24 protein-coding genes are annotated in these 23,923 nt (G+C 69.7%); 17 read left to right on the forward strand and 7 right to left on the reverse strand.

What is annotated here, in order from left to right:
• Positions 1-17 precede the first annotated feature (17 nt).
• Both paaG and H261_RS01640 read left to right on the forward strand, forming a co-directional pair.
• A complete protein-coding gene (gene paaG, locus H261_RS01635; protein WP_008613612.1) occupies positions 18-803 on the forward strand; it encodes a 2-(1,2-epoxy-1,2-dihydrophenyl)acetyl-CoA isomerase PaaG in 786 nt (261 codons plus the stop codon).
• Positions 804-856: 53 nt separating this feature from the next.
• The gene (locus H261_RS01640) at positions 857-2,956 is read left to right on the forward strand and encodes a thiamine pyrophosphate-dependent enzyme (RefSeq protein WP_008613613.1); all 2,100 of its coding nucleotides are present in this window, start codon (positions 857-859) and stop codon (positions 2,954-2,956) included.
• A gap of 2 nt (positions 2,957-2,958) precedes the next feature.
• On the opposite strand, the gene H261_RS01645 is transcribed toward H261_RS01640, so the two are convergent.
• Together H261_RS01645 and H261_RS23160 are read right to left on the reverse strand one after the other, a co-directional pair.
• Entirely contained in the window at positions 2,959-3,357 is a 399-nt protein-coding gene (locus H261_RS01645) for a hypothetical protein (protein WP_008613614.1), read from the reverse strand.
• Positions 3,358-3,387: 30 nt separating this feature from the next.
• Complete coding sequence (locus H261_RS23160) at positions 3,388-3,843, reverse strand: BPSL0067 family protein (protein WP_008613615.1); 456 nt, start codon at positions 3,841-3,843, stop codon at positions 3,388-3,390.
• A gap of 131 nt (positions 3,844-3,974) precedes the next feature.
• On the opposite strand from H261_RS23160, the gene H261_RS01655 reads away from it, so the two are divergent.
• The 5 genes from H261_RS01655 to H261_RS26630 are packed head-to-tail and all read left to right on the forward strand — an operon-like array spanning position 3,975 to position 8,524.
• Positions 3,975-5,486 carry an indolepyruvate oxidoreductase subunit beta family protein gene (locus H261_RS01655; protein WP_040475587.1) on the forward strand — a complete coding sequence of 504 codons (1,512 nt, stop codon included), beginning with the start codon at positions 3,975-3,977 and terminating at the stop codon, positions 5,484-5,486.
• A gap of 41 nt (positions 5,487-5,527) precedes the next feature.
• Positions 5,528-6,469, forward strand: coding sequence for an HlyD family secretion protein (locus H261_RS01660; RefSeq protein WP_008613617.1), 942 nt, complete (start codon positions 5,528-5,530; stop codon positions 6,467-6,469).
• Positions 6,466-7,392, forward strand: a complete 927-nt coding sequence (locus tag H261_RS01665; RefSeq protein ID WP_008613620.1) for an ABC transporter ATP-binding protein — start codon at positions 6,466-6,468, stop codon at positions 7,390-7,392. The genes H261_RS01660 and H261_RS01665 overlap by 4 nt, the downstream gene beginning before the upstream one ends.
• Complete coding sequence (locus H261_RS26625; RefSeq protein WP_322096277.1) at positions 7,389-7,955, forward strand: ABC transporter permease; 567 nt, start codon at positions 7,389-7,391, stop codon at positions 7,953-7,955. The genes H261_RS01665 and H261_RS26625 overlap by 4 nt, the downstream gene beginning before the upstream one ends.
• Entirely contained in the window at positions 7,955-8,524 is a 570-nt protein-coding gene (locus tag H261_RS26630) for an ABC transporter permease (protein ID WP_322096278.1), read from the forward strand. Before H261_RS26625 ends, H261_RS26630 begins: the two co-directional genes overlap by 1 nt.
• A 44-nt stretch (positions 8,525-8,568) precedes the next feature.
• On the opposite strand, the gene H261_RS01675 is transcribed toward H261_RS26630, so the two are convergent.
• Entirely contained in the window at positions 8,569-9,252 is a 684-nt protein-coding gene (locus tag H261_RS01675; protein WP_008613622.1) for a lipid-binding SYLF domain-containing protein, read from the reverse strand.
• Positions 9,253-9,413: 161 nt separating this feature from the next.
• Between H261_RS01675 and H261_RS01680 the strand changes: the two genes are divergently transcribed.
• The 7 genes from H261_RS01680 to ccmI all read left to right on the forward strand — a co-directional run bounded on the left by H261_RS01680 (position 9,414) and on the right by ccmI (position 14,744).
• Positions 9,414-10,148 carry a heme ABC transporter permease gene (locus tag H261_RS01680; RefSeq protein WP_008613624.1) on the forward strand — a complete coding sequence of 245 codons (735 nt, stop codon included), beginning with the start codon at positions 9,414-9,416 and terminating at the stop codon, positions 10,146-10,148.
• A gap of 8 nt (positions 10,149-10,156) precedes the next feature.
• On the forward strand, positions 10,157-10,354 hold the full coding sequence (ccmD, locus tag H261_RS01685) for a heme exporter protein CcmD (RefSeq protein WP_235062843.1): 198 nt from the start codon (positions 10,157-10,159) through the stop codon (positions 10,352-10,354).
• Positions 10,351-10,794: a cytochrome c maturation protein CcmE gene (gene ccmE / locus H261_RS01690; protein WP_008613628.1), complete on the forward strand. Its 444-nt coding sequence runs from the start codon at positions 10,351-10,353 to the stop codon at positions 10,792-10,794. The genes ccmD and ccmE overlap by 4 nt, the downstream gene beginning before the upstream one ends.
• A 117-nt stretch (positions 10,795-10,911) precedes the next feature.
• Complete coding sequence (locus tag H261_RS01695) at positions 10,912-12,888, forward strand: heme lyase CcmF/NrfE family subunit (protein ID WP_008613630.1); 1,977 nt, start codon at positions 10,912-10,914, stop codon at positions 12,886-12,888.
• Positions 12,889-12,898: 10 nt separating this feature from the next.
• Positions 12,899-13,444: a DsbE family thiol:disulfide interchange protein gene (locus H261_RS01700; RefSeq protein WP_008613631.1), complete on the forward strand. Its 546-nt coding sequence runs from the start codon at positions 12,899-12,901 to the stop codon at positions 13,442-13,444.
• Positions 13,441-13,911: a cytochrome c-type biogenesis protein gene (locus tag H261_RS01705; protein WP_008613632.1), complete on the forward strand. Its 471-nt coding sequence runs from the start codon at positions 13,441-13,443 to the stop codon at positions 13,909-13,911. The genes H261_RS01700 and H261_RS01705 overlap by 4 nt, the downstream gene beginning before the upstream one ends.
• On the forward strand, positions 13,908-14,744 hold the full coding sequence (gene ccmI / locus H261_RS01710; RefSeq protein WP_008613633.1) for a c-type cytochrome biogenesis protein CcmI: 837 nt from the start codon (positions 13,908-13,910) through the stop codon (positions 14,742-14,744). Before H261_RS01705 ends, ccmI begins: the two co-directional genes overlap by 4 nt.
• 6 nt (positions 14,745-14,750) lie before the next feature.
• Here the strand turns inward: ccmI and ccmB are convergent, their stop codons facing one another.
• Entirely contained in the window at positions 14,751-15,416 is a 666-nt protein-coding gene (gene ccmB / locus H261_RS01715; protein WP_008613634.1) for a heme exporter protein CcmB, read from the reverse strand.
• A 72-nt stretch (positions 15,417-15,488) separates the two neighbouring features.
• On the reverse strand, positions 15,489-16,181 hold the full coding sequence (gene ccmA / locus H261_RS01720) for a heme ABC exporter ATP-binding protein CcmA (RefSeq protein ID WP_081608836.1): 693 nt from the start codon (positions 16,179-16,181) through the stop codon (positions 15,489-15,491).
• 100 nt (positions 16,182-16,281) lie between these two features.
• Between ccmA and H261_RS01725 the strand changes: the two genes are divergently transcribed.
• Complete coding sequence (locus tag H261_RS01725) at positions 16,282-19,110, forward strand: DUF748 domain-containing protein (RefSeq protein WP_008613636.1); 2,829 nt, start codon at positions 16,282-16,284, stop codon at positions 19,108-19,110.
• A gap of 80 nt (positions 19,111-19,190) precedes the next feature.
• The gene (locus tag H261_RS23165) at positions 19,191-21,035 is read left to right on the forward strand and encodes a sensor histidine kinase (RefSeq protein WP_008613648.1); all 1,845 of its coding nucleotides are present in this window, start codon (positions 19,191-19,193) and stop codon (positions 21,033-21,035) included.
• On the opposite strand, the gene H261_RS01735 is transcribed toward H261_RS23165, so the two are convergent.
• Complete coding sequence (locus H261_RS01735) at positions 21,030-21,671, reverse strand: GntR family transcriptional regulator (RefSeq protein ID WP_008613650.1); 642 nt, start codon at positions 21,669-21,671, stop codon at positions 21,030-21,032. The two genes, H261_RS23165 and H261_RS01735, sit on opposite strands and share 6 nt — an antisense overlap.
• Before the next feature lie 100 nt (positions 21,672-21,771).
• On the opposite strand from H261_RS01735, the gene H261_RS01740 reads away from it, so the two are divergent.
• Positions 21,772-23,157: an SLC13 family permease gene (locus H261_RS01740; RefSeq protein ID WP_040475588.1), complete on the forward strand. Its 1,386-nt coding sequence runs from the start codon at positions 21,772-21,774 to the stop codon at positions 23,155-23,157.
• Here H261_RS01740 and H261_RS01745 read toward each other — a convergent pair.
• The gene (locus H261_RS01745) at positions 23,154-23,879 is read right to left on the reverse strand and encodes a metalloendopeptidase-like membrane protein (RefSeq protein ID WP_008613652.1); all 726 of its coding nucleotides are present in this window, start codon (positions 23,877-23,879) and stop codon (positions 23,154-23,156) included. The two genes, H261_RS01740 and H261_RS01745, sit on opposite strands and share 4 nt — an antisense overlap.
• Positions 23,880-23,923 lie beyond the last annotated feature (44 nt).

Consider the following 23,923-nt stretch of genomic DNA (forward strand, 5'->3'; position numbering starts at 1 on the left):
GCTCAAGAGGAAACACCATGACCGAATCCGTTCTCGTCACCCGCGCCGGCGACGTCACCACCATCACCTTGAACCGGCCCGAACGCATCAACGCCTTCAACGTCGCCATGCACGGGGCGCTTCGCTCGGCCATCGCCCATGCGGCCGGGGACGGGACGCGCTGCCTGGTGATCACCGGGGCGGGGCGGGGCTTCTGCGCCGGCCAGGACCTCTCCGACCGGGTGTCCAAGCCCGGCGATCCGCCGCCCGAGCTGGGGGAATCCCTGGACGCCCGCTACAACCCGCTGATCCGCAGCCTGAAGGCCCTGCCCCTGCCGGTGATCTGCGCCGTCAACGGCATCGCCGCCGGGGCCGGCGCCAATCTGGCCCTGGCCTGCGATATCGTGGTGGCCGCCCGCTCCGCCGCCTTCGTCCAGAGCTTCTGCAAGGTGGGGCTGGTCCCCGATTCGGGTGGTACCTGGACCCTGCCGCGTCTGGTGGGCACGGCCCGGGCCACCGCCCTGATGATGCTGGGCGACAAGGTGACCGCCGAGCAGGCCGCCCAGTGGGGCATGATCTGGCAATGCGTCGAGGACGAGCAATTGCTGCCCACCGCGCTGGCCATGGCGGCGCAGCTGGCGGCGCAGCCCACCCGGGGCCTCGCCCTGATGAAGAAGGCCCTGGCCCGCTCGGGGGCCAATACGCTGGACGCCCAGCTGGACCTGGAGCGCGACCTCCAGGCCGAGGCCGGGCGCACCCATGATTATTCCGAGGGGGTGCGGGCCTTCATGGAAAAGCGCCCGCCCAGGTTCGAGGGGCGGTGATTCTTTGATGTATCGTTCCTACATGTAATCGGAATGACTTTCAGGAGGGCGGCATGGCCGAACGGTCGTTCCAGCATGAAATCGGTCTGTTGCGCTTGGGCGAAGGCGAGACCTTCCGCGGCGAGGGCATCCTGGCCGTCACCAAGGCGCTGCTGCAATCGGGCGTCACCTATGTGGGCGGCTATCAAGGCGCGCCCGTCTCCCACCTGATGGACGTGCTGATCGACGCCGAGGACCTGCTGGCCGAGTTGGGCGTGCATGTGGAGGCCGCCACCAACGAGGCCGGGGCCGCCGCCCTGCTGGCCGCCTCGCTGGCCTATCCGGTGCGGGGCGCCGTCACCTGGAAGTCGGTGGTGGGGACCAACGTCGCCTCGGACGCCCTGTCCAACCTGGCCTCGCCCGGGGTGATCGGCGGCGCCCTGATCATCATCGGCGAGGATTACGGCGACGGGGCTTCCGTCATCCAGGAGCGCAGCCACGCCTTCGCCATGAAATCCTCCCTGTGGCTGCTGGACCCGCGCCCCCATCTGCCTTCCATCGTCCACATGGTGGAGCAGGGTTTCGAACTGTCGGAAGCCAGCAATACGCCGGTGATGGTCGAGCTGCGCATCAAGGCCTGCCACGTCACCGGCAGCTTCCAGACCAAGGCCAACAGGGCGGGAGCCAAGCTGCAGGCCCCCGCCGCCTTTGATTACGGCCGCCTGTCCCATCCGCCCTCCACCTTCGCCCACGAGGTGGCCAAGGTGGAAAGCCGCCTGCCCGCCGCGCGGGCCTTCATCCGCGAGCACAAGCTCAACGAGGTCTTTCCCGGTTCGCGGTCCGACGTGGGCATCATCGTCCAGGGCGGCCTCTACAATTCCCTGATGCGCGCTTTGGCCAAGCTGGGTCTCGCCGACGCCCTGGGCAATTCGCAGATTCCCATCTACTGCCTCAACGTCACCTGGCCGCTGGTGCCCGAGGAGGTCGCGGAGTTCTGCGCCGGCAAGAATGCCGTGCTGATGGTCGAGGAGGGCACGCCGGAATACCTGGAACAGAGTCTGTCGCTGATGATGCGTCAGGCCGACATCCAGACAAGGCTGCACGGCAAGGACTGCCTGCCCCAGGCCGGCGAGTACACCGCCGACGTGCTGGTGGCCGGGCTGGCCAGGTTCCTCGAGTCCGGGCCGGGCCGGCAACTGGCCGCCGACACCGAGGCGCGGGCCAGGACGGCGGCCACCCTGCTGGACGCCCCCCTGCCGGGTCGCCCGCCCGGTTTCTGCACCGGCTGCCCCGAACGCCCGGTGTTCAGCGCGCTCAAGTTGGCGCAGCAGGAGATCGGCCAGACCCATGTGGCCGCCGATATCGGCTGTCATTCCTTCGGCACCCTGCCGCCCTTTTCCATGGGCAATTCCATCCTGGGCTTCGGCATGAGCCTCGCCTCGGCGGCGGCCATCAGCTCGGTGACCGGCAAGCGGCCGGTGGCGGTGATGGGCGATGGCGGCTTCTGGCACAACGGCATCATCTCGGGCGTCGCCGGCTCGCTGTTCAACAAGGGTGACGGCGTGTTGGTCATCCTGCAGAACGGCTACACCTCGGCCACCGGACAGCAATTCATGCCTTCCACCCTGGCCGAGGGGCACCGCAACGAGACTCCCATGGACATCGAGAAGACGCTGAAGGTCATGGGCGTCAAATGGCTGAGGACGGTGCGCTCCTACTCGGTCGCCACCATGCGCGAGACGCTGAAGGAGGCCATCCGGGGGGCGGGCAAGGGCCTGCGCGTCATCATCGCCGACGGCGAGTGTCAGCTGGCCCGCCAGCGAAGGGTCAAGGCCGAGGACGCCGCCAGGCTCAAGGCGGGCGAACGGGTGATCCGGGTGCGCTACGGCGTCGACGACGACATCTGTTCCGGCGACCATGCCTGCATCCGCCTGTCGGGTTGTCCCTCGCTGACCATCAAGCCCAACCCCGATCCCTTGCGCGACGATCCCGTCGCCTCGGTGATCCCGTCCTGCGTCGGCTGCGGGTTGTGCGGCGAGGTGGCCCACGCCGCCGCGCTGTGCCCCTCCTTCTGGCGGGCCGAGGTGATCCAGAATCCCACCCGCTTCGACCTCTGGCTGGACGGCCTGCGCCGCCGGGTCATCGGCTGGATGCAGGGGAGGGCGCGGGCATGACCCTAGGGCCGCGACGTGCACCAGACGCGCAGGAAGCGAACTTCGGTGGGGCCGCCGGTACCGGGCTCCGCGGGCTGGGGCTTCAGTACGTCCTGGGCCAAGTAGTCACAGCGGAGCATCAGGCCGGGGACCTTGAGAATGATGGCGCGGCCACCACCCTGGGGACCTCGATAGGAGCAGGTCAGATTGACATCCCGTTCATGCCACTGCTCAGTAATTTCGGTCTCCTGCCAAATGTCGCCGCGTCTTTGGATGGTGGAGTGCGATTGGGCTCCGGAAACTCCCTCTGCTCCGACAAGAACATGTTGCGGATTGTCCGGGTCCACCAATGGACATTCCACCACAGTACCGAAAGCCGGCGTGGCAAGAATAGCGGTGAAGATGAGCAGAAAGCGCAGCATGACGGTGTCTCCATCGTCATGCTGCCATATTCACTTGCACTTGATAACCGAGTAACGTTCGGCTTGGCTCCGGAATGGGATGTGTCGTCGCTTCGGTTCAAGCTTATTGGCTTGATCGAACACCCACATTCCGGTTCGTCCCTCGTGGAGGCCGTATTCCAGGAAAATGGCCGCATGGTTGCCGCTGGCCCGGTTCGGGTAGCGGTAGTTCTCGAAGGTGGCGATGGGTGTGCCGCGCTCCAGCGGCGGATTGCCGTAGCCCAGGATGGGCGGGCCTTCGTGCCAGTCGGCGGCACGTCCCACTTCGGGGACGAGGTGCTTGACCAGGGCGACGCATTCCTTGCTCTCTCCCACCTGTTTTCTGCCGGCGATGACCTTTTCCATCTTGTCGTCGATGTCCTTGACCACATATCCGTGCTCGGATGCTGTCTTGGCCCAGCGGCCATGGTCGTCGCGGGGCTGGGCGGGGTCGTAGGTGTCGGGCATGGCGAATCTCCCATGAAAAAGGCCGCCCGAAAGGGGCGGCCCGGTGCAAGGCGCAAGGGTGGCGTTGATGCCTCCAGCCTAGCCGCCAACGACAATGTTGTCAATTTGTTCTTTTCTGCCGGGAGGGCGGCATGAGCCCGATTTCCCGTCCCCTCTGTCTCGTCGTCGCCGCTATGGGCGGCGAGGGCGGCGGCGTGCTCACCGACTGGATCGTCGAGGCGGCCAACGCCTCGGGTCTGGCGGTGCAGAGCACCTCGGTGCCCGGCGTGGCCCAGCGCACCGGCGCCACCACCTATTACGTCGAGATCTTCCCCACTCCCCTGGCCGAATTGGGCGGGGCCGAGCCGATCCTGGCCCTATCGCCGTCGCTGGGCGAGGTGGACCTGATCGTCGCCACCGAGCTGATGGAGGCGGCGCGCAGCGTGACGCGCGGCTGGTCCGACCCGGAACGCACCCATCTGATCGCCTCGACCCACCGTGTCCATGCGGTGGCCGAGAAGATGGAGATGGGCGACGGCCGCTATGACGAGGAGCAGTTGCAGGCCGCCATCGTGGCGGGCACAGGCGGCCGCCTGCTGTTCGACATGGAGCAGGCGGCGAAATCGGCGGGCTGCATCGTCAACGCCGTGCTGCTGGGCGCCGTGGCGGGCAGCGGCCTGCTGCCCATCGCCCCCGAGACCTTCGAGGAGCAGATCGTGGCCGGCGGCAAGGCGGTGGAGAGCAACCTGCGCGGTTTTCGCCTGGGGCTCCAGGCGGCGCGCGGCGACATTCCCGCTCCGTCCGCCGTCTCCCACAAGCGGCCTCATCCGCCGGTGGCCGGGGCGGAAATCCTGATGGAGCGGCTGGCCTTCCTGCCGGCAGGCGCCCGCGCCGTGGCCGAGGAGGGGGCGAAGCGTCTGGTGGCCTACCAGGACGCGCGCTATGGCCGGCTGTACGTGGAGCGGCTCGACGCCCTGGCCGCCATCACCGGCGACGAGGCGGTATTGGCCCGCGTCGCCAAGCATCTGGCGGTGCGCATGAGCTTCGAGGACGTCATCCAGGTGGCCCGCCTCAAGACCGATCCCGCCCGCCTGGACCGCATCCGCGCCGAGGTCGCCGCCCGGCCCGGCCAGCCGGTGGTGGTCAGGGATTTCCTCAAGCCCGGCCTGGAGGAGGTCTGCGCCCTGCTGCCCGGCTTCGTGGCGCGGCCCATCCTGGCCGCCGCCCACCGGGGCGGCTGGGCCGGCAAGGCGGCCTGGGGGCGGCAGATCAACGCCAACGGCATTTTCGGCTTCGCCACCATGCGCCTGCTGGCGGGCCTGAAGCCCTGGCGGCGCCATTCCCACCGTTTCGTCCAGGAACAGGCGGGAATCGAGGATTGGCTGGCGGCGGTGGGCTCGGCGGCGCGGCTGTCGCCCGCCCTGGGGGTCGAGGTGGCCGAATGCGCCCGCCTGATCAAGGGCTATGGCGGGACTTGGACCCGCGGCATGTCGAACTTCCAGCGCATCCGCGACGCGGTGATCGCCCCCGCCGCCACCGGCATCTGGCCGTTGGCCTTCGCGCTCGACGCCGTCGCCAACGCCCGGGCCGCCGCCCTGGCCGATCCGGAGGGCAAGGGGCTGGAGCGCACCCTGGCGGCCATCCGGGAAAAGGCGGCGGCTTAAGCCGGATTGACTCTCCGGGACCGCCCGCCGATCCTGGCGGAATGAAGCCCCTGGTCGCCTGTCTCCTCTGCCTGTTGCCCGCCGTCGCGGTGGCCGAGCCGCTGCGCCTGCAGGGCTATGCGGAGGGCGAATACGTGCGGGTCGGCTCGCCCTCGGCCGGCATCCTGGCCCATGTGGCGGTGAAGGACGGCGACCGGGTGGCGGCCGGCGCCCCGCTGTTCGCCCTCGACGCGGTGATCGAGCGCGCCGCCCGCGACCAAGTCCGCGCCGATCTCGAGCGGGCCGAGGCGCAACTGGCCGACCTGGGAAAGGGCAAGCGGCCCGACGAGTTGAAAGCCATCGCCGAGCGAAAGGCCGAGGCGCAGGCGGCGTTGCGGCTGTCCGAGGCGACGCTGAAGCGCCAGGACGTCCTGGCCAGGGCCGATTACGCTTCACGCGCCCGGCTGGACGAGGCCAGGGCGGCGGTGGAGCGCGACCGCGCCCAGGTGCGCCGCCTGGAGGCCGAGTACCGCACCGCCCTGCTGGGCGCCCGCCCCGACGAGATCGCGGCGCAGGAGGCCGTGGTCGGCCAGAAGCGCCTGGAACTGCTGAAGGCCGACAAGCGCCTCGCCGACCTTGCCCCCGCGGCGCCCGCCGGGGCGGTGGTGGAGAAGGTCTATTACCGTCCGGGCGAGTTCGTCGCCGCCGGGCAGCCGGTGGTGTCGCTGCTGCCGCCCGGCAACGTCAAGCTGGTGTTCTTCGTCCCCGAACCCCGGCTGGGGGCGCTGAGGGTGGGGGATGCGGTGGCCTACGGCTGCGACCGCTGTCCGCCGGGCGAGGCGGAGGTGTCGTTCATCGCCGCCCAGGCGGAATATACCCCCCCGGTGATCTATTCGGTGGAAAGCCGCGACAAGCTGGTGTTCCGCGTCGAGGCCAGGGGGCGGGCGGCGGCGCTCGCCCTCAATCCCGGCCAGCCGGTGGACGTCGTGGTGCCGGGAAAGTGAACGTGGCGGCGGCCATCGATGTCGAAGGGCTGGAAAAGCGCTTTTCCGGCCGCGCCGTGGTCCGCGACTTCTCCATCCGGGTGCCCCGGGGCCGCATCTTCGGCTTTCTCGGCCCCAACGGTTCGGGCAAGACCACCACCATCCGCATGCTGTGCGGCCTGCTGACCCCCGATGCCGGGCGCGGCACCTGCCTCGGCCTCGACATCCGGACAGGGGCGGCCGAGATCAAGCGGCGGGTGGGCTACATGACCCAGCGCTTCTCGTTCTACGAGGACCTGACCATCGCCGAGAACCTGGATTTCGTCGCCCGCGTCTACGGCCTGGACCGCCGCCGTCGACGGGTCGACGCGGCGCTGGAGGAACTGGGCCTGATCGAGCGGCGGCGCCAACTGGCCGGCACCCTGTCGGGGGGCTGGAAGCAGCGTCTGGCCCTGGCCGCCTGCGTGCTGCACGAGCCCGAGCTGCTGTTGCTCGACGAGCCCACCGCCGGGGTCGATCCCAAGGCGCGGCGCGATTTCTGGGACCATATCCACCGGCTGGCGGCGGGCGGCATGACCGTGCTGGTCAGCACCCATTACATGGACGAGGCCGAGCGCTGCCACGAGATCAGCTATCTCGCCTATGGAAGCCTGATGGTGCGCGGCACGGTGGCCGAGGTGATCCGGGGCTCGGGTCTGGTCACCTGGCTGGTGGAGGGCCAGGGCGCCGACCGGCTGGCCCCGCGCATGGAAGGCCGCCCCGGCATCGCCATGGCCGCCCCGTTCGGCAACGCGCTGCATGTGAGCGGCACCAATGCGGCGGCGCTGGAGGCGGCCATCGCCCCCTGGCGCCATGATCCCGCCCTGGCGTGGAGCCGGACCGAACCCAGCCTGGAGGACGTGTTCATCCACCTGATGGGGCGGGCGGAGGACAATTTCCGATGAGCGGCTCCTTCTCGTGGTCGCGGCTCAACGCAGTGATGGTCAAGGAGGTCATCCAGATGCGCCGCGACCGGCTGACCTTCGCCATGATGGTGCTGGTGCCGCTGCTGCAACTGGTGCTGTTCGGCTACGCCATCAACTCCGATCCCAAGGCGCTGCCCACCCTGGTCAACGTCCAGGAAAGCGGCCCCTTCGCCCGTGCCCTGGTGGCCGGCCTGGGCAATTCCGGCTATTTCCGCGTGATCGGCGAGGTGCGCTCCGAGGCCGAGGCCGAGCGGTGGCTGGCCACCGGCGACGCCCAGTTCGTGGTGACGGTGCCGGCGGGCTTCGAGGCCGCCCTGGTGCGCGGCGAACGTCCGGCGCTGCTGCTGGAAGCCGACGCCACCGATCCGGCCTCGGCCAGCAACGCCGTGGCGGCGGCGGGCGCCCTGGTGCGCAATGTGTTCGACGCCGAGCTGAGCGGTCCGCTGGCCCGCCTCCGGGGCCAGCCCGACCCGGTCGACCTCCGGGTGCACCGGCGCTACAACCCGAAGGCATCACCCAGTACAACATCGTCCCCGGCCTGATGGGGGTGATCCTCACCATGACCATGGTCATGATGACCGCCCTGGCGGTGACGCGCGAACGCGAACGCGGCACCATGGAAAACCTGCTGGCCATGCCGGTGCGGCCCATGGAGGTGATGGTCGGCAAGATCCTGCCCTATATCGGGGTGGGCTATGTCCAGGTGGCGGTGATCGTCGCCTCGGGCCGCTGGCTGTTCGGGGTGCCGCTGATGGGCAGCCTGACCCTGCTGTCGCTGGCCCTGCTGCTGTTCATCGCGTCGAACCTGACGGTGGGTTTCACCTTCTCGACCATGGCCAGGAACCAGCTGCAGGCCATGCAGATGAGCTTCTTCTTCTTCCTGCCGTCCATCTTGCTGTCGGGCTTCATGTTCCCGTTCCGCGGCATGCCGGTCTGGGCCCAGTGGATCGGCGAGATCTTTCCGCTGACCCATTTCCTCCGCGTGGTGCGCGGCATCCTGCTCAAGGGCAACGGCGTGGCGGAAAGCTGGCCCGAGATGTGGCCGATCATCGTCTTCGTGGCGGCCAGCGCCGCCCTGGCCATGAAGCAGTACCGGCAGACCCTGGACTGACCGATCCGTGAAACAGCGTTTTCCCGTGGCCGGCCAGAACGCCATCAGCGCGACAGGATGTCCCGCAGCCGGTCGGCCTGGCGCGAATCCACGGCGCGGCTGAACAGGATGTCCTCCGGGCTGGGATTGCCGCCGTAATAGGCGGCGTTCCAGGCATGGCGGGGCAGGATGCCCGCCCCGTCCAGGGTGGCGCCGCCATACAGGCCGACGGCGCGCGAGAAGGCGTAGATGTCGGCCCCCACATTGGTGGTGGTGTTGGCCGCGGCGCCGGCGCCGATCACCGCCACCGCCACGCCGGCCTCGGCGCCGGCCTTGAACTGGTTCTCCACCACCGCCTTGAGGCCGCCCTCGTTCATGATGACGTAGACCGCCTCGGCGTCCTGCAGGCCGATCTGCAGGCCGATGCTGCCCGCCGCGATGGAGTAGAAGGCCGGGCCGCTCCAGCGCCCCGCGCCGTCGCGGGCCAGCAGCACGCCGGTACCGTACTGGGCGCCCAGGATGAAGCCGCCCTTGACCAGATCGGGAATCACCAGCACGGCGCGCGCCCGGCCCAGCAGGCTGGCCATCTGCGCGCTGAAATTGGGATCGGCCCGCAGCCGCTCCATCACGGTCACCGCCTTGCCCACCATCATGGTCTGGTCGGTGACCGGCTGGGCCCGGGCTCCCTGGCCGGGGCTCCCCGACACCAGGAAAAGCGCCGCCAGGGCCAGGGCGATCAGTCTCGGCATCTCGGACTCCCTTGCGAAACGGTTCCCCTCCACTCCAACCACGGGCGTGGTTAGGATTCTGTTAACCCTTGCCCATCCGGGCGCGACATGAACTTTTGTTCACCGTCCGCCCGTTCGACTCCGCTGGAAATGAGAATGGAACGGCGCTAAGAAGAGGCGCCATGCATCGATTCGCCAATCCCGCCCGCTTCCTGCGCCTCGCCAAGGTCATCCTGCCCTGGTCGAACGCCGTCGCCGCTCTCTGCCTGGGGGCCGGCCTCTACTTCGCCCTGCTCGGCTCGCCCGCCGATTACCAGCAGGGCGAAAGCGTCCGCATCATGTACGTGCACGTGCCGTCCGCCTGGATGGGCATGTTCTGCTATGTGGCCATGGCGGTGTTCTCGGCCATGGCGCTGATCTGGAAGCATCCGCTGGCCGACCTGCTGGCCAAGGCCACCGCGCCGGTGGGCGCCGCCTTCACCTTCCTGTGCCTGCTGACCGGAAGCCTGTGGGGCAAGCCCATGTGGGGCACCTGGTGGGCCTGGGACGCGCGGCTGACCAGCATGCTGATCCTGCTGTTCCTCTATTTCGGCTACATGGCCCTGGTCAACGCCTTCGACGATCCCGAGCGCGGCCACAAGGCCGCCGCCATCCTGGCCCTGGTCGGCGCCGTCAATGTGCCGGTGATCAAATGGTCGGTGGATTGGTGGAACACGCTGCACCAGCCGGCCAGCGTGGTGAAGATGGGCGGGCCGGCCATCGATTCCTCCATGCTGGTTCCCCTGCTGCTGATGGCGGTGGGCTTCAAGGCCTACTGGATTTCCATCCTGATCCTCAGGGGCCGCGCCGAGATCGCCGCCCAGAAGGTCCGCATCATCCGCATGGCGCAAATCCACGCCGCGGCCCAAGGGGAGTGACCAACGTCATGGAATCCTTCCAGGCTATGCTCCATATGGGCGGCTATGGCGGCTATGTGTGGCCCGCCTACGGCGTCGGCATCGCCGTGCTTGTTCTCGTGCTGGCGCTGTCGCTCTCCTCGGCGCGCAAGGCCGAGGCCGAGCTCGAGGTGCTGCAGCAGACCCGGCGCGCCCGCCGGGGCAAGGATTCGGAGAGCCAAGAGTGACCCGCAAGCAACGCAGGCTGTATTTCGTCCTTCTCGGCATGCTGGCCCTGGGGGGGGCCGTGGCATTGGTGCTGACCGCCATTTCCGACAGCCTGGTCTATTTCTACTCGCCCACCGACATCGTCGAGCAGCGCATCCCCGAGGGGCGGCGCATGCGCATCGGCGGATTGGTGGAGAACGATTCGCTGGTCAAGGACGGCAAGACCGTGACCTTCAAGGTCACCGACGTGACCAACGCCGTTCCGGTGACCTATACCGGCGTGCTGCCCGACCTGTTCCGCGAGGGCCAGGGCGTGGTGGTCGAGGGCCGCATGGACAAGGGCGGCCAGTTCAAGGCCACCGAGGTGCTGGCCAAGCACGACGAGAACTACATGCCCAAGGAAGTGGCCGACGCCCTGAAGAAATCCGGGCAGTGGAACGACGGCAAGCAGCAGAAGTGACGGACGGACCTGCGGGCGGGACGCCCGCGCTCCATGCCGATGGCTTCACCCCGGAGCGCGGGCGTCCCGCCCGCATGATACGGTGGACGGAAAAGGCCAAGGATAAGGATTGACCCCATGATCGCCGAGATTGGCCATTTCGCCCTGGTGCTGGCTTTGTGCGTCGCATTGGTGCAGGCGGTGGTGCCGCTGGTGGGGGCCGGGCGCGGCAACGCCGCCTGGATGAACGTGGCCGGCCCCGCCGCCACGCTGCAGTTCCTGTTCATCGCCGTGGCCTTCGGGGCGCTGACCAACGCCTATGTCACCAGCGACTTCTCGCTGATGAACGTCGCCCAGAACAGCCATACCGACAAGCCCATGCTCTACAAGGTGGCCGGCGTGTGGGGCAACCACGAGGGCTCGCTGCTGCTATGGATCACCATCTTGGCCCTGTTCGGCTTCGCCGTGACCCTGTTCGGCCGCAACCTCCCGCCGGGCCTCAAGTCCCGCGCCCTGGCCGTGCAGGCGATGATCAGTGTGGGCTTCCTGGCCTTCATCCTGCTGACGTCGAACCCCTTCGCCCGGCTGGAGCCGCCGCCGGTCAACGGCCAGGGCCTCAACCCCATGCTGCAGGACCCGGGGCTGGCCTTCCATCCGCCCTTCCTCTACCTGGGCTATGTGGGCTTCTCCATGGCGTTCTCGTTCGCCATCGCCGCCCTGCTGGAAGGCCGCGTTGACGCGGCCTGGGCCCGCTGGGTGCGGCCCTGGACGCTGGCCGCCTGGGTGTTCCTCACCGCCGGCATCGTGCTGGGGTCGTGGTGGGCCTATTACACGCTGGGCTGGGGCGGCTGGTGGTACTGGGACCCGGTGGAGAACGCCTCGTTCATGCCCTGGCTGGCCGGCACCGCCCTGCTGCATTCCGCCATCGTGGTGGAGAAGCGGGACGCGCTGAAAAGCTGGACCATCCTGCTGGCCATCGTCGCCTTCGGCCTGTCGCTCTTGGGCACCTTCCTGGTGCGCTCGGGCGTGCTGACCAGCGTGCACGCCTTCGCCACCGACCCGGCGCGCGGCGTGTTCATCCTGCTGCTGCTGTGCGCGGCGGTGGGCGGCTCGCTGACCCTTTACGCGGCGCGCGCGCCGGCCATGAAGATGGGCGGCCTGTTCGCCCCCGTCTCGCGCGAAGGCGCCCTGCTGCTCAACAACGTGCTGATGGCCACCGGGGCGGCCACCGTGCTGCTCGGCACCCTCTACCCGCTGATCGCCGACGCGCTCAACCTCGGCAAGGTGTCGGTGGGGCCGCCGTTCTTCAACGCGGTGTTCCTGCCCCTCATGGCCCCCATGGTGCTGGTGATGGCCGCCGCGCCCATGATGTCGTGGAAGCGCGGCGATCTGGCCGGCGTGCTGGGCCGCCTGAAGTTCATCGCCGCCCTGGCGCTGGGCGTCGCCATGCTGGTGTGGTTCCTCCAGGGCGGGTCCGCCGGCCCGTGGTGGACGGGGGCCGGCTTCGCCCTGGCCGTCTGGCTGGGACTCGGTACCCTGTGGGACCTGACCGAGCGCATCGGCCTGTTCTCGCGGCCGGCCGGCGCGCTGGCGCGCGCCGCCAAGCTGCCCAATTCCGCCTGGGGCATGGTGCTGGGCCATTTCGGCCTGGCGGTGTTCATCGTCGGGCTGACCGCCTCGTCGGCCTGGACCACCGAGCACATCCAGAGCCAGAAGCTGGGCGAGACCATCCTGGTGGGCGGCTTCGGCGTGACCTTGAAATCGGTGGATCAGGTTCCCGGCCCCAACTATACCGCCACGCGGGCCACCTTCGAGATTTCCAGGGATGGCAAGGCCATCGACGTGATGACCCCGGAAAAGCGCATGTACCGCCAGCCGCCGCGCCCCACCACCACGGCCTCCATCCGGTCGGGCTTCACCGGCGACCTCTACGTGGTGATCGGCGATCCCGATCCCAAGGGCGGCTGGGTGACCCGCCTCTACTTCAATCCCTGCATTCCCTGGCTGTGGGCCGGCAGCCTGCTGCTGATCATCGGCGGGCTGATCTCGCTGGCCGACCGCCGCCACCGGGTCGGTGCCCCGACGCGGGCCGCCAGCGCCGCCGCCAAGGCCTGAGGAGACGATCATGCGCCGTATCCTCTATGTCCTGCCGGTGGTGGTGTTCACCGTGCTGGCCCTGTTCTTCCTGAAGGGGCTGACCCTGAACCCGCGCGACATCCCCTCGGTGCTGATCGACCGCCCGGTGCCGGAGATGAGCCTCGCCCCCCTGCCCGGCCGGGGCGAAGGCTCGGGCCTCGCCACCAAGGACCTCAAGGGCCGGGTGTCGCTGGTCAACATCTTCGGCTCGTGGTGCATCTCCTGCGTCCAGGAGCACCCGACCCTGATGGAGATCAAGCGCCGCGGCGACGCGCCCATCCACGGCATCGACTGGCGCGACGATCCCGTCGCCGGCGCCGCCTGGCTGAAGAAGAGCGGCGACCCCTACGAGCGGGTGGGAATCGACCCGCCGCCGGGCCGCACCGCCGTGGATTTCGGCGTCACCGGCGCCCCGGAAAGCTTCATCGTCGATAAGGCCGGGGTCATCCGCTACAAGCATGTGGGCCCCATCTCGCCCGAGATCTGGAGCAAGACCCTGCTGCCCATCATCCGCCAGCTGGAGAAAGCGCCATGAGGCGGCTTCCCGTCCTTCTCCTCCTGCTCGGACTCGCCGCCCCGGCTCTCGCGGTCAATCCCGACGAGATGCTGAAGGACCCGGCCCAGGAGCACCGCGCCCGCGAGTTGGGCAAGGATCTGCGCTGCCTGGTCTGCCAGAACCAGTCCATCGACGATTCCGACGCCGACCTGGCCAAGGATCTGCGGGTCATCGTGCGCGAGCGCATCAGCGCCGGCGATTCCGACGACCAGGTGAGGAAGTTCGTGGTCGACCGCTACGGCGATTACGTACTGCTCAAGCCGCCGTTCCGGGCCGGCACCCTGGCCCTGTGGCTGGGGCCGCTGGCACTGTTCGCCGGCGCCCTGTGGGCGGTGCTGGCCTTCTATCGCCGCCGCCCGGCGGAACAGGCCGCGCCGCCGCCCCCGCCGCTGTCGGCGGAGGAACGGCGCAGGCTGGACACGTTGCTGAAGGAGAGCGAGCGGTGATCTGGATCGTTTTCGCCGCCATGGTGGCCCTGTCGCTGCTGGTGCTGCTGCGCCCGCTGCTGGCCGCCCCCGCCAGGGCCGCCGCCCGTTCGGACTATGACCTGATGGTCTACAAGGACCAGCTGGGCGAGATCGCCCGCGACGTGGAACGCGGCCTGATGACCGCCGCCCAGGCCGAGGCGGCGCGCACCGAGATCCAGCGCCGCATGCTGGCCGCCGTCGAAGGCGACAAGGGAGCCAAGGCCGCCGCCCCCGCCAAGGCGGGGAAGACCGCCCCCATCCTGATCGGCCTGCTGCTGCCGCTGCTCGCCCTGGTGCTGTACCTGCCGCTCGGCGCCCCGGAACTGTCCGACCGCCCCTATTCCGGCCGCGCCGCCCAGATCGCCGAGATGAAGGAACGGACCGCCACCATCCAGGCCATGGTGGAGCGCCTGGCCGAGCGGCTGAAGCAGGACCCGTCCGACGGCAAGGGCTGGGCCATGCTGGGCCGCTCGTACCGGGCGCTGGGGCTTGCCGACGAGGCCAAGGACGCCTACCGCAACGCCGTCACCCTGCTGCCCGGCGATTCCCAGTCGCGGGTCGAACTGGCCATCATGCTGCTGGACGAGGCCGAGGGCGACACCCTGCCCGAGGAAGCCGTCGGCCTGATGGAATCCGTGCTGGCCATCAGTCCCGACCAGCCCGACGCCCTGTACTTCACCGGCCTGTCGGCGGCCATGAAGGGCGATACCCCCCGCGCCAAGGCCCGCTGGAACCGCCTGCTGCTGGTCCTGCCCGCCGATTCCCCGGCGCGCGGCCAGGTGGAAAGGGACATGGCGCGGCTGGACGGCTGATCGCGTCTATTCCAGCGCCTGCCGCAGCGCGGCGGCGCTGGCCCAGGGGGCGAGCACCAGGGCGGCGGCCAGCATGGCGGCCAGGATCAGCAGATGCGGCTTGGCCGACATGCCCTGGACGGCGGCGTCGATGGCCCCCACCCCGAAGATCAGCACCGGCACGTAGAGCGGCAGGATCAGCAGCGACAGCAGCACGCCGCCCCGCCTTGCCCCCAGCACCAGGGCGGCGCCGATGCCGCCCACCAGGGACAGCACCGGGGTGCCCAGCGCCATGGCGGCCAGCAGGGTGAGGAAACCGTCCTCGTGCATGTGCAGCAACACGGCCAGCACCGGCGCGGCGGCCATCAGCGGCAAGCCGGTGGTCAGCCAGTGGGCCAGCATCTTGGCCGCCACCACCATGCCCAGCGGCGCCGGGGTCAGCACCAGCAATTCCAGCGAGCCGTCCTCGTAATCGGCCTGGAACAGCCGGTCGAGCGACAGCATGGAAGCCAGCAGGGCGGTGACCATCAGCACGCCGGCCGAGACGCGCTCGAGCACGTTGGCTTCCGGCCCGATGCCGAAGGGAAACAGCACCACGGTCAGCACGAAGAAGGTCACCACCATGACGCTGTCCGAGCCCTGGCGCAGCGCCAGACGCAGGTCGCGGCGCACCACCTCGAAGAATCTATTCATTTTCCTGCCCCTCAGTCGCCGGGCGGGTCGTCTGCGCCGACCCTTGGCTCCCGCGCCATAAGGCGCGCGCGCTCAACGCGCCACCTCCGAACCGCCGGCCAAGGCCGCCGGCTCGTCGAATTCCTCCGCCACGCTGAAGCGGTCCAGATGCAACTCCCGGGCGCCCGGCATGTTGATGTCGGCATGGGTGGACAGCACCACCATGCCGCCCGCCGCCCGGTGCTCGGCCAGCACGTCCTCCAGCACCTTGATGGAGGCCCTGTCCAGCGCGGTGGTCGGCTCGTCCAGCAGCCACAGCGGCGAGGGCGCCGCCAGCAGGCGGGCCAGGTTGGTGCGGCGCTTCTGCCCGGCCGACAGCATCTTGCCGGGAATGGTGGCCAGCCGGGCCAGCCCGAAGCGCGCCAGCGCCGCATCGACGGCGCGCCCGGCCCGTTCGGCGTGGGGGTCGTGGAGATGGGCCCAGAAGCGCAGATTCTCGGCCACCGACAGCACCGGCTTCACCGCGTCGTGATGGCCGAGATAATGGGTGCGCGCCGCATGGGCCTCGGGGTCCTCGGCGACCGGCTGGCCGTCCCAGGCCAGCAGGCCGTGGGCCGGCTTCAGCAGCCCGGCCAGCACGCGCAGCAGCGACGACTTGCCCGAGCCGTTGGGCCCCAGCAGCACCAGGGCGCCGCCCGTCGCCAGGGAGAAGCCAAGCCCGGCGAACACCACGCGCCCACCGCGCACGCAGGCCAGATCCTTTGCGGAGAAGGTCGAATCGCTCATGGCCCGCACCATGGCAAAAATCAACGCCTTTGACGAGGGGCTTGGTGGAAGGGGTGATTGCCCCCTTGCCTTTTGCCGCCGCCGACCGATCATGGGAGGCATGAAACTGGTCGGCGGAATACTCTGGGGACATGAAATCCGGCGGCGCCACGTGGTGGCGGCGGTGGCGGGGCTGGTCGGCCTCGTCCTCGCCCTGGCCTGGCAGCTGTTGCCCGAGGCGGGGCTGCGCTGGGGGCTGGCCAAGGGCCTGCGCGGCTTAGGCATGGTCGAGGTCAGCATCGCCGACACCGACATCTCGCTGTTCGGCGGACGGCTGACCGTGCGCAAGGTGGTGGCGCAGCCCGCTTTGGGCCATGCGCTGGGCATCGGCGATTTCGACCTGAAGTTCCGCTGGAAGCCGCTGCTCGACCGCCGTCTGGTGCTGGACCGGGTGGCGGCCGAGGGCATCGACATCGACCTGAAGCGCCAGGATGGCGGCTTCGTGCTCAACGGCCTGCCCCTGGCGGTGACGGCCCCCGCCGCTTCTGACCGCTCCGCCCCCGCCTGGAGCATCGACATGGCCGGGCTGGAGCTGACCAAATCCCGCCTGCGCCTTGCCGACGGCGACTTCGCCGCCGACATCGCCATCGAGCGGCTGGTGGTGGAGAACCTCAACAGCCTGGAGCCCGGCCGCGCCGTCTCGTTCAGCCTGAAAGGCAGCCTGAACGGCGCCGCCATCACCCTGTCGGGCACCGCCCACCCCTTCGCCGACGAGCCGGCCTTCGCCGTCGCCGCCCATGCCCAGCGCCTGTCGCTGGCCGATTTCGCCGCGCTGGCCGCCCCGGCGGGGGTGACGGGGTTGGCCGGGCAGGCCGACGCCGCGGTGACAGCCGAGGGCGCGCTGCGCCGCAAGGGGCCGGACCTCAAGGTCAATGGCCGCCTCGTCCTGGACGCCCCGGCCATGGACGCCCCGGTGGCAGCCAAGGTCGGGCGGCTGGAACTGGAGCTGGGCCGCCTCGTCTGGGACGGCGCCAAGGTGGAACTGGCCGCCGGATTGGTGGCCGAAGCCCTGGCGGTCGCCGCGCCGGGCGGCGGCGGTTCGGCCGGCAAGCTGTCCCTCGACCTCAAGGCGCTGAGCTGGGACGGCAGCCGGCTGGGGCTGGAAGGCCGCGCCGAGGGCACCGTCCTGGCCGGCAAGGCCGAGGGCGGCGAAGGCGCCGCCGCCAAGCTGCTCCTGGAGGCCGGACACCTCGGCTGGGACGGGCGGCGATTGGGCTGGCGGGGCGGGCTGAAGCTGTCGGGCGCCCATATCAGGGCCGCCGGGCACGACGCGGTTCCCGAGTCCGTGGACTGGTCCGGCCGCCTTGACCTGGATATTGCCGAACTGGCGGGCAAGGCGGACGGTCGCCTCGCCCTGGGGCCGCTGCGCCTGGTGGTCGGCGACATCCGCACCGCGCTGCGCGCCGCCGAGGCCCAGGGCTGGGTGGAGTTCGGCAAGGCGGTGGCCGGCGAACTGCCCAAGGCCCGCCTCGACGGCCTGAGCGTGCACGATACCGGTCGCAAGGTGGATTGGGCGGAGGTGGAGAAGATCGAGGCCGACGGGGTGCGGATGGAGCGTGATGGGGCCGTTGCCGTCGCCCGTCTGGATGCCGGCGGCCTCAACGCCCTCAGGAAGGAGGGCCAGGGAGGCTATTCCTGGCGCGTCACGGCGCGGCACCTGCGTCTCGGCCAGGCCAGGCGCGATGCCAAGGGCGAGGTTTCGCTGGACGAAGTGCATCTCGATGGCCTGCTGGCCCGCCTCAACCGCACCCCCGAGGGACTGGTGGGGTTCGAGTTCGGCGATGGCGGGGCCAAGGCCGGTCCCGGCGACGCCCCCCGCATCCGGGTCGGGCGGCTGGTGGTGGGCGGCGGCAGCCGGATCAACCTGCGCGACCGCACCCTGGCGGAGACGGTGCGCCTGGACGTGACGCCGCTGGAGCTTTCCATCACCGGCCTGGACAGCAAGTCCCCCGACCGCGACAGTCCGTTCGAGCTCAAGGCCGGGGTGGGGCGCGGCCTGGTGGTGGCCGCCGGCACGGCGCGGCCCTTCGCCGAGAAGGTTTCCGGGCGGATCGACGGCAAGATCACCGCCTTCGAATTGCCGCCATTGTCGCCCTATCTGGCCGAGGCGCTGGGCGTCCACCTGCAATCGGGCCATTTCGACGGCACGCTGGGGGTCGGCGCCGACCAGGGCAGGCTGTCGGGCGCCCTGGATGTGGCGCTGTCCAACCTGTTCATCGCCGTCGCCGATCCCAACGCCCCGGTGGCGGTGAAGGCCGAGATGCCCATCGAGACGGTGCTCGATCTGCTGCGCGACGGCGAGGACCGCATCCGTCTGTCCCTGCCCATCCGGGGCGATACGGCCAATCCCGACGTGGACGTCAGCGACGCGGTGGCCCAGGCGGTGGCCGGGGCGCTGAAATCCACCGTGCTGACCACCCTGAAGCTGGCCTTTCCGGTGGCCATGCTGATCGAGATGGCGGTGGACGCCGACGACAAGGCCCATCTGGCCCTGCCGCCGCTGGCCTTCGCCCCCGGCGCCGACGTTCTGAGCGCCGAGCACGAGAAGGCCCTGGCCGGCATCGCCGAGCTGATGAAGGGCCGCCCCGGCCTCCGGCTGACCCTGTGCGGCAAGGCCGACGACAGCGACTGGCCGCCGGTGGCCGCCCGGCGCCGCGCCGCCGACAAGCCGCTGCTGTCCCGGCTGGAGCAACTGGTCGGTTTCGAGCGCGCCGCCGAAACCCTGGGCCCGCCCGACCGCAACCTGCTCTCCGCCCTGGCCCAGCGCCGCACCAACGCGGCCCGCGATTTCCTGGCCGACAAGGGCGGCGTCGAGACCGCCCGCCTGTTCGGCTGCCGCCCCCTGGTGGAAGCGTCCGGCAAGGGGCCAAGGGTGGAATTGCTGTTGTAGAGAGGGGCGGGGGTTGCGGCCGTGCGGCATCGGGGTCATGTTTACCCATGCCGACGCCATAGTCATAACGGATTGATTTCATGATGCTCGACAACAGCACACCGGAGGGAGAGAGGCTGGCGGCGTCGCCGGCCCCCGCCGGAGGATTGCCGGGCATCCGTTCCAGGCTGGTGCTGCTGGTCGTCGTCTGCCTGCTGCCCAGCATCCTGGCCGTCGGCCTGCTGATCCACGATTTCTACAATCGCCAGCGCCGTCTGCTGGAACAGAACATGGTGCAGACCGCCCATGCCCTGGTCCTGGCCGTCGACCGTGAAATCGCCCGGAGGGTAGCGACCCTGCAGACCCTGGCCACGTCTCCCCATCTCGCCAACGACGATCTGGCCAGCTTCTACGAACAGGCCCGGGCGATCCTGCGCGACCAGGGCGGGGACAATATCGTGCTCAGCGACGCCTCGGCGCAGCAGGTCCTCAACCTTACCCGTCCGTTCGGCGCGCCGCTGCCCCGCCATGGATCGCCGGAACAGATCGCCAAGGTCTTCGCCTCCGGCCAGCCGGCCATTTCCGACCTGTTCATCGGCGGCGTGCGCAAGCGCTACCTGATCACCGTGGATGTGCCGGTGTGGAAGAACGGCAAGGTAGCCTACACCTTGAGCATGGCCCTCCTGCCCGAGAACCTGGGCCACCTGCTGACCGAGCAGCAGCTTCCCCCCGGCTGGATCGCCGGCATCTTCGACTCCCGCGGCATCATCGTCGCCCGGACCCACCTGCCGGAGAAATTCATCGGCCAGGGGGGGAGTCCCATCCTGGTGGAGCGCATGCGGCAGTCCCAAAAGGGCCTGTCGGAAAACAACACCCTGGAAGGCATTCCGGTCTACGGCGCCTTCAGCCGGGGCAGCCTTTCCCAATGGTCGGTGGCGGTGGGCGTGCCCAAGCAGGTGCTGCTGGCCGAGCTGCGCAACTCCATCCTGCTGGTCTCCGCCTCGGCGCTGGCGCTGACCATCGGCGGTCTCGGCCTGGCGTGGATGATCGGTGGCCGCATCCGCCGGTCGATGCGCTCGCTGATCGCCCCCGCCCTGGCCCTGGGGGCCGGCACGGACGTCCAGACGCCGCGCCAGAACATCCAGGAGGTGGACGAGGTGGCCGCCGCCCTGGTCACCGCCTCGGCGCTGCTGCGGCAGCGTACCGCCGAGCGCGATCTGGCCCGCCGCAACGAGGCCGAGACCCAGCGGCTGCTGCAGGAACTGATCAACGCCAACGGCGAATTGCAGCGCTTCGCCCACATCGCCTCCCACGACCTGCAGGAACCCCTGCGGATCGTCACCTCCTTCACCCAGCTGCTGGCCCGCCGCTTCACCGGCCGCCTGGGCGTGGAGGGCGACGAATATGTCGCCTTCATCGTCGGCGCCGCCAAGCGCATGCACGAACTGATCAACGGCCTGCTGGTCTTCGCCAACGTCTCGGGCCAGGGGCCGCTGATGGCGCCGGTCTCGGCGGCTCAGGCCTGCCGGGCGGCCATGGACAATCTGCGCGACAGCATCGCGGGCAGCGGCGCCGAAATCACCGTGGGCGACCTGCCGGTGGTGATGGCCGCCGAGATCCAGCTGATGCAGGTCTTCCAGAACCTGATCGGCAACGCCATCAAGTTCCGGCAGCCCGGCCAGACGCCCCGGATCGCGGTCACCGTCGAGCAGCACCAGGACATGTGGGTCTTTTCCGTGGCCGACAACGGCATCGGCATCGAGAAATCCGACCAGGACATCTTCCAGATTTTCCGCCGCCTGCACACCCGCGACGTCTATCCGGGAGCCGGCGTCGGACTGGCGGTGTGCAAGATGATCATCCAGGGCTGCGGCGGCGAAATCTGGGCCGAACCCGCCCCCGAGGGCGGCAGCGTCTTCCGCTTCACCATTCCGGTCACGTCATAGGGTGGCGAGCCCGTCGGCGATGCGGCGGATATGGGCGCGGATTTCCGCCTCGGCCGCCTCGCCGTCGCGGCGGCCGACGGCGTCGACCATGCGGGCATGCTCGTCCACCCGTTCGTCCAGCAGGGCCGGACGGGCGCCGGGGCGGATGCACATGGCCTTGGCCCGCGCCCACAGGCGCTCGATGATCTTCACCATCACCTTGTTGCCCCCGGCTTGCGCCAGCAGGGAATGGAAGCGGGCGGCCTCGGCGGCGTAATCCTCCAGGGCGCCCCGCGCGATGGCCTCGCGCTGAAGGGTTACCGAGGCCCGCAGCCCCGCAACCTGCGCCGGGCCGGCCTTTTCGGCGGCCAGACGGGCGGCGGCGCCCTCCAGCACCTCGCGGACCGCCATGATCTCCAGCAGCCGCTCGCGGTCGAAGCCGACGAAGAACACTCCCTGGCGCGGCCGCACCTCGACGATGCCGTCGGCTTCCAGCCGGGCGACGGCGTTCCACACCGGCGAGCGGCTGACGCCGAGCTGGCGGGCCAGATCCTCGACGCTGATCTTGTCGCCGGGCATGAAGCGTTCGCCGCCCAGCAGCATGTCGTGCAGCGCGGTGTAGGCCTGTTCCGCCAGATTGGTTTTCTGCAGCTTCATGCCGCCGGGTCTCCTCTTACCTCGTCGAATTCTGCCCAAGCTGGACTCCGGACGCAAACAGGAATAACGTATCACGTAACATGAAACACGAGGTGATACGATGAGCCTGTCTCTCCTCCGGATGCCCTTGCCCCGCCTCCTGGCCTGGATGGCCGTGGCCGCCGGAACGGCCATCGTCATCCTCGACCCGCTGCCGGGGACCGAGGGCAAGGTGCTGGGCCTTGCCGTGGCGTTCATCGGCCTGTGGGCTACCGCCGTGATGCCCGAGCCCATCATCGCCGTGTTCTTCTTCACCATGGCCATGCTGCTGAAGGCGGCGCCGTCCCCGGTGGTGTTCGGCGGCTTCCAGTCGGCGGCGCTGTGGCTGGTGTTCGGCGGGCTGGTGATGGGGGTGGCGGTGCGCTCCACCGGCCTGGGCGAGCGCCTGGGGGCGCGGCTGAGCCACGCCTTCGGCTCCAGCTATTGGGGGGTCATCACCGGGGTGACCCTGGTGGGGGTCGCCATGGGCTTCCTGATGCCGTCCTCCATGGGCCGCGCCATCCTGCTGATGCCCATCGCCCTGGGGCTGGCCGAGCGCTACGGCTTCGCGCCCGGCTCCAACGGCCGCCTGGGGGTGGTGCTGGCCGCCGCCTTCGGCTGCCACGTCCCCACCTTCTCGATCCTGCCCGCCAACCTGCCCAATCTGGTGATGGTGGGCGCCGCCGAGACCCTGTGGCACTACACGCCCAGCTACGGGGCCTATCTGCTGCTGCACTTCCCCATCCTGGGCTTCCTCAAGACCGCCATCATGATTCCGCTGATCGTCAAGCTGTGGCCCGACACGCCGCGTCCCGAGGCGGCGGCCGCCCGCCCGCTCGGCCCCATGAAGCGGCAGGAGGGGCAGTTGGCCCTGCTGCTGGCCGCCGCCCTGGTGCTGTGGGCCACCGATTTCGTCCACCATGTCAGCCCGGCCTGGGTCAGCATGGCGGCCGGCGCCCTGCTGCTGCTGCCCGGCATCGGGCTGGTGGACCGCAAGGCCTTCAACGAGCAGATCAATTTCGGCTCCATGTTCTATGTGGCCGGCATCATGGGTCTGGGGGCGGTGGTGGACCAGTCGGGGCTGGGCGCGCGCCTCGCCCGCGCCATCCTGGAAGTGCTGCCGCTGGCCCCCGGCCAGCCGGGCACCAACTTCGCCGCCCTGGCCGTGCTGTCCACCCTGGTCAGCATCGTCACCACCCTGCCCGGCGCCCCGGCGGTGCTGACCCCCATGGCCGGCCAGATGGCCGAGGCCTCGGGCCTGTCCATCGAGGCGGTGCTGATGAGCCAGGTGCTGGGCTTTTCCAACCCCGTCCTGCCCTACCAGTCGGCCCCCATGGTGGTGGCCATGCAACTGGGCGGCGAGCGCCTGGGCCCGGCCCAGAAACTGTGCCTGTGGCTGGCCGTCATCACCTTTGTCGTCCTGCTGCCGCTGGACTTCCTGTGGTGGCGTCTGCTGGGGTGGATTTAGAACAGGGCGTACTGGTTGGCTGGAACCGCCGGCTTTCCCCGCCGGGCCATGGCCGGCGGCGGCGTGCTGGGGCGGCGGGGGGCCGGAGCGGAGGCGACCACCGACACCGGCTCGGCCCGCGCCGCCGGGGCCGGCGGCGTCACCGGCGGCAGGGGATGGGTACGGTCGGCGATGCGCTCGTCCAACTCGCCCTTCAGGGCGGCGGCCACCAGGCCGAGACGGCGGTTCTCGGCCTCCAGCCGGTCGGCGCGGCCCTTCAGGGACTCGAACTGGACGGTCAGGCGTTCGGCCGCCCCGATGGCCTGGGCGAGATCGGCGTGCAGGGCCCGCTCGGCCGCCTGGGCGGTATCGGCGCGGCGCTTCTCGGCCCCCAGGGTCTCGCGCAATTCATCCAGCTCGGCCTTCAGGCGGATGGCCTGGGCGGCGTCCTGGGCGGCGGAGGCCAGGCCACCCGCCGGGCCGGGGCCGGTCTGGCGCAGCTTCTCGTTCTCGGAGCGCAGATGGCGGACTTCGTTGCGCAGATCGAAGACGGTGTCTTCCAGGTCCTCCATCCGGGTGGCGCTGACCACCGGGCCGCTCTCGGCCAGCCGCGAGGCCAGGGCGATGAAGTCCAGCCCGGCGGCGTCCAGCAGCCGGCCGGCGGTGCGCAAGGCGTGCAGCGCCTCGGCGTCGTTGTCCGAAGCGGCCAGCGCCAGCACCTTGGCGAGTCTTTGAACGTCCATGAACCCTTGTCCCCCGAGAAGGAGCGATTCTGTCAAAAGGCGAG

It is taken from the genome of Paramagnetospirillum caucaseum (assembly GCF_000342045.1).
Lineage (GTDB): Bacteria > Pseudomonadota > Alphaproteobacteria > Rhodospirillales > Magnetospirillaceae > Phaeospirillum > Phaeospirillum caucaseum.

Coding starts and splice junctions, on each gene's coding strand:
- paaG (WP_008613612.1), top strand. CDS start 18: ATGACCGAATCCGTTCTCGTCACCCGCGCCGGCGACGTCACCACCATC.
- H261_RS01640 (WP_008613613.1), top strand. CDS start 857: ATGGCCGAACGGTCGTTCCAGCATGAAATCGGTCTGTTGCGCTTGGGC.
- H261_RS01645 (WP_008613614.1), bottom strand. CDS start 3,357: ATGCTGCGCTTTCTGCTCATCTTCACCGCTATTCTTGCCACGCCGGCT.
- H261_RS23160 (WP_008613615.1), bottom strand. CDS start 3,843: ATGCCCGACACCTACGACCCCGCCCAGCCCCGCGACGACCATGGCCGC.
- H261_RS01655 (WP_040475587.1), top strand. CDS start 3,975: ATGAGCCCGATTTCCCGTCCCCTCTGTCTCGTCGTCGCCGCTATGGGC.
- H261_RS01660 (WP_008613617.1), top strand. CDS start 5,528: ATGAAGCCCCTGGTCGCCTGTCTCCTCTGCCTGTTGCCCGCCGTCGCG.
- H261_RS26625 (WP_322096277.1), top strand. CDS start 7,389: ATGAGCGGCTCCTTCTCGTGGTCGCGGCTCAACGCAGTGATGGTCAAG.
- H261_RS26630 (WP_322096278.1), top strand. CDS start 7,955: ATGGGGGTGATCCTCACCATGACCATGGTCATGATGACCGCCCTGGCG.
- H261_RS01675 (WP_008613622.1), bottom strand. CDS start 9,252: ATGCCGAGACTGATCGCCCTGGCCCTGGCGGCGCTTTTCCTGGTGTCG.
- H261_RS01680 (WP_008613624.1), top strand. CDS start 9,414: ATGCATCGATTCGCCAATCCCGCCCGCTTCCTGCGCCTCGCCAAGGTC.
- ccmD (WP_235062843.1), top strand. CDS start 10,157: ATGGAATCCTTCCAGGCTATGCTCCATATGGGCGGCTATGGCGGCTAT.
- H261_RS01695 (WP_008613630.1), top strand. CDS start 10,912: ATGATCGCCGAGATTGGCCATTTCGCCCTGGTGCTGGCTTTGTGCGTC.
- H261_RS01700 (WP_008613631.1), top strand. CDS start 12,899: ATGCGCCGTATCCTCTATGTCCTGCCGGTGGTGGTGTTCACCGTGCTG.
- H261_RS01705 (WP_008613632.1), top strand. CDS start 13,441: ATGAGGCGGCTTCCCGTCCTTCTCCTCCTGCTCGGACTCGCCGCCCCG.
- ccmB (WP_008613634.1), bottom strand. CDS start 15,416: ATGAATAGATTCTTCGAGGTGGTGCGCCGCGACCTGCGTCTGGCGCTG.
- ccmA (WP_081608836.1), bottom strand. CDS start 16,181: ATGAGCGATTCGACCTTCTCCGCAAAGGATCTGGCCTGCGTGCGCGGT.
- H261_RS01725 (WP_008613636.1), top strand. CDS start 16,282: ATGAAACTGGTCGGCGGAATACTCTGGGGACATGAAATCCGGCGGCGC.
- H261_RS23165 (WP_008613648.1), top strand. CDS start 19,191: ATGATGCTCGACAACAGCACACCGGAGGGAGAGAGGCTGGCGGCGTCG.
- H261_RS01735 (WP_008613650.1), bottom strand. CDS start 21,671: ATGAAGCTGCAGAAAACCAATCTGGCGGAACAGGCCTACACCGCGCTG.
- H261_RS01740 (WP_040475588.1), top strand. CDS start 21,772: ATGAGCCTGTCTCTCCTCCGGATGCCCTTGCCCCGCCTCCTGGCCTGG.
- H261_RS01745 (WP_008613652.1), bottom strand. CDS start 23,879: ATGGACGTTCAAAGACTCGCCAAGGTGCTGGCGCTGGCCGCTTCGGAC.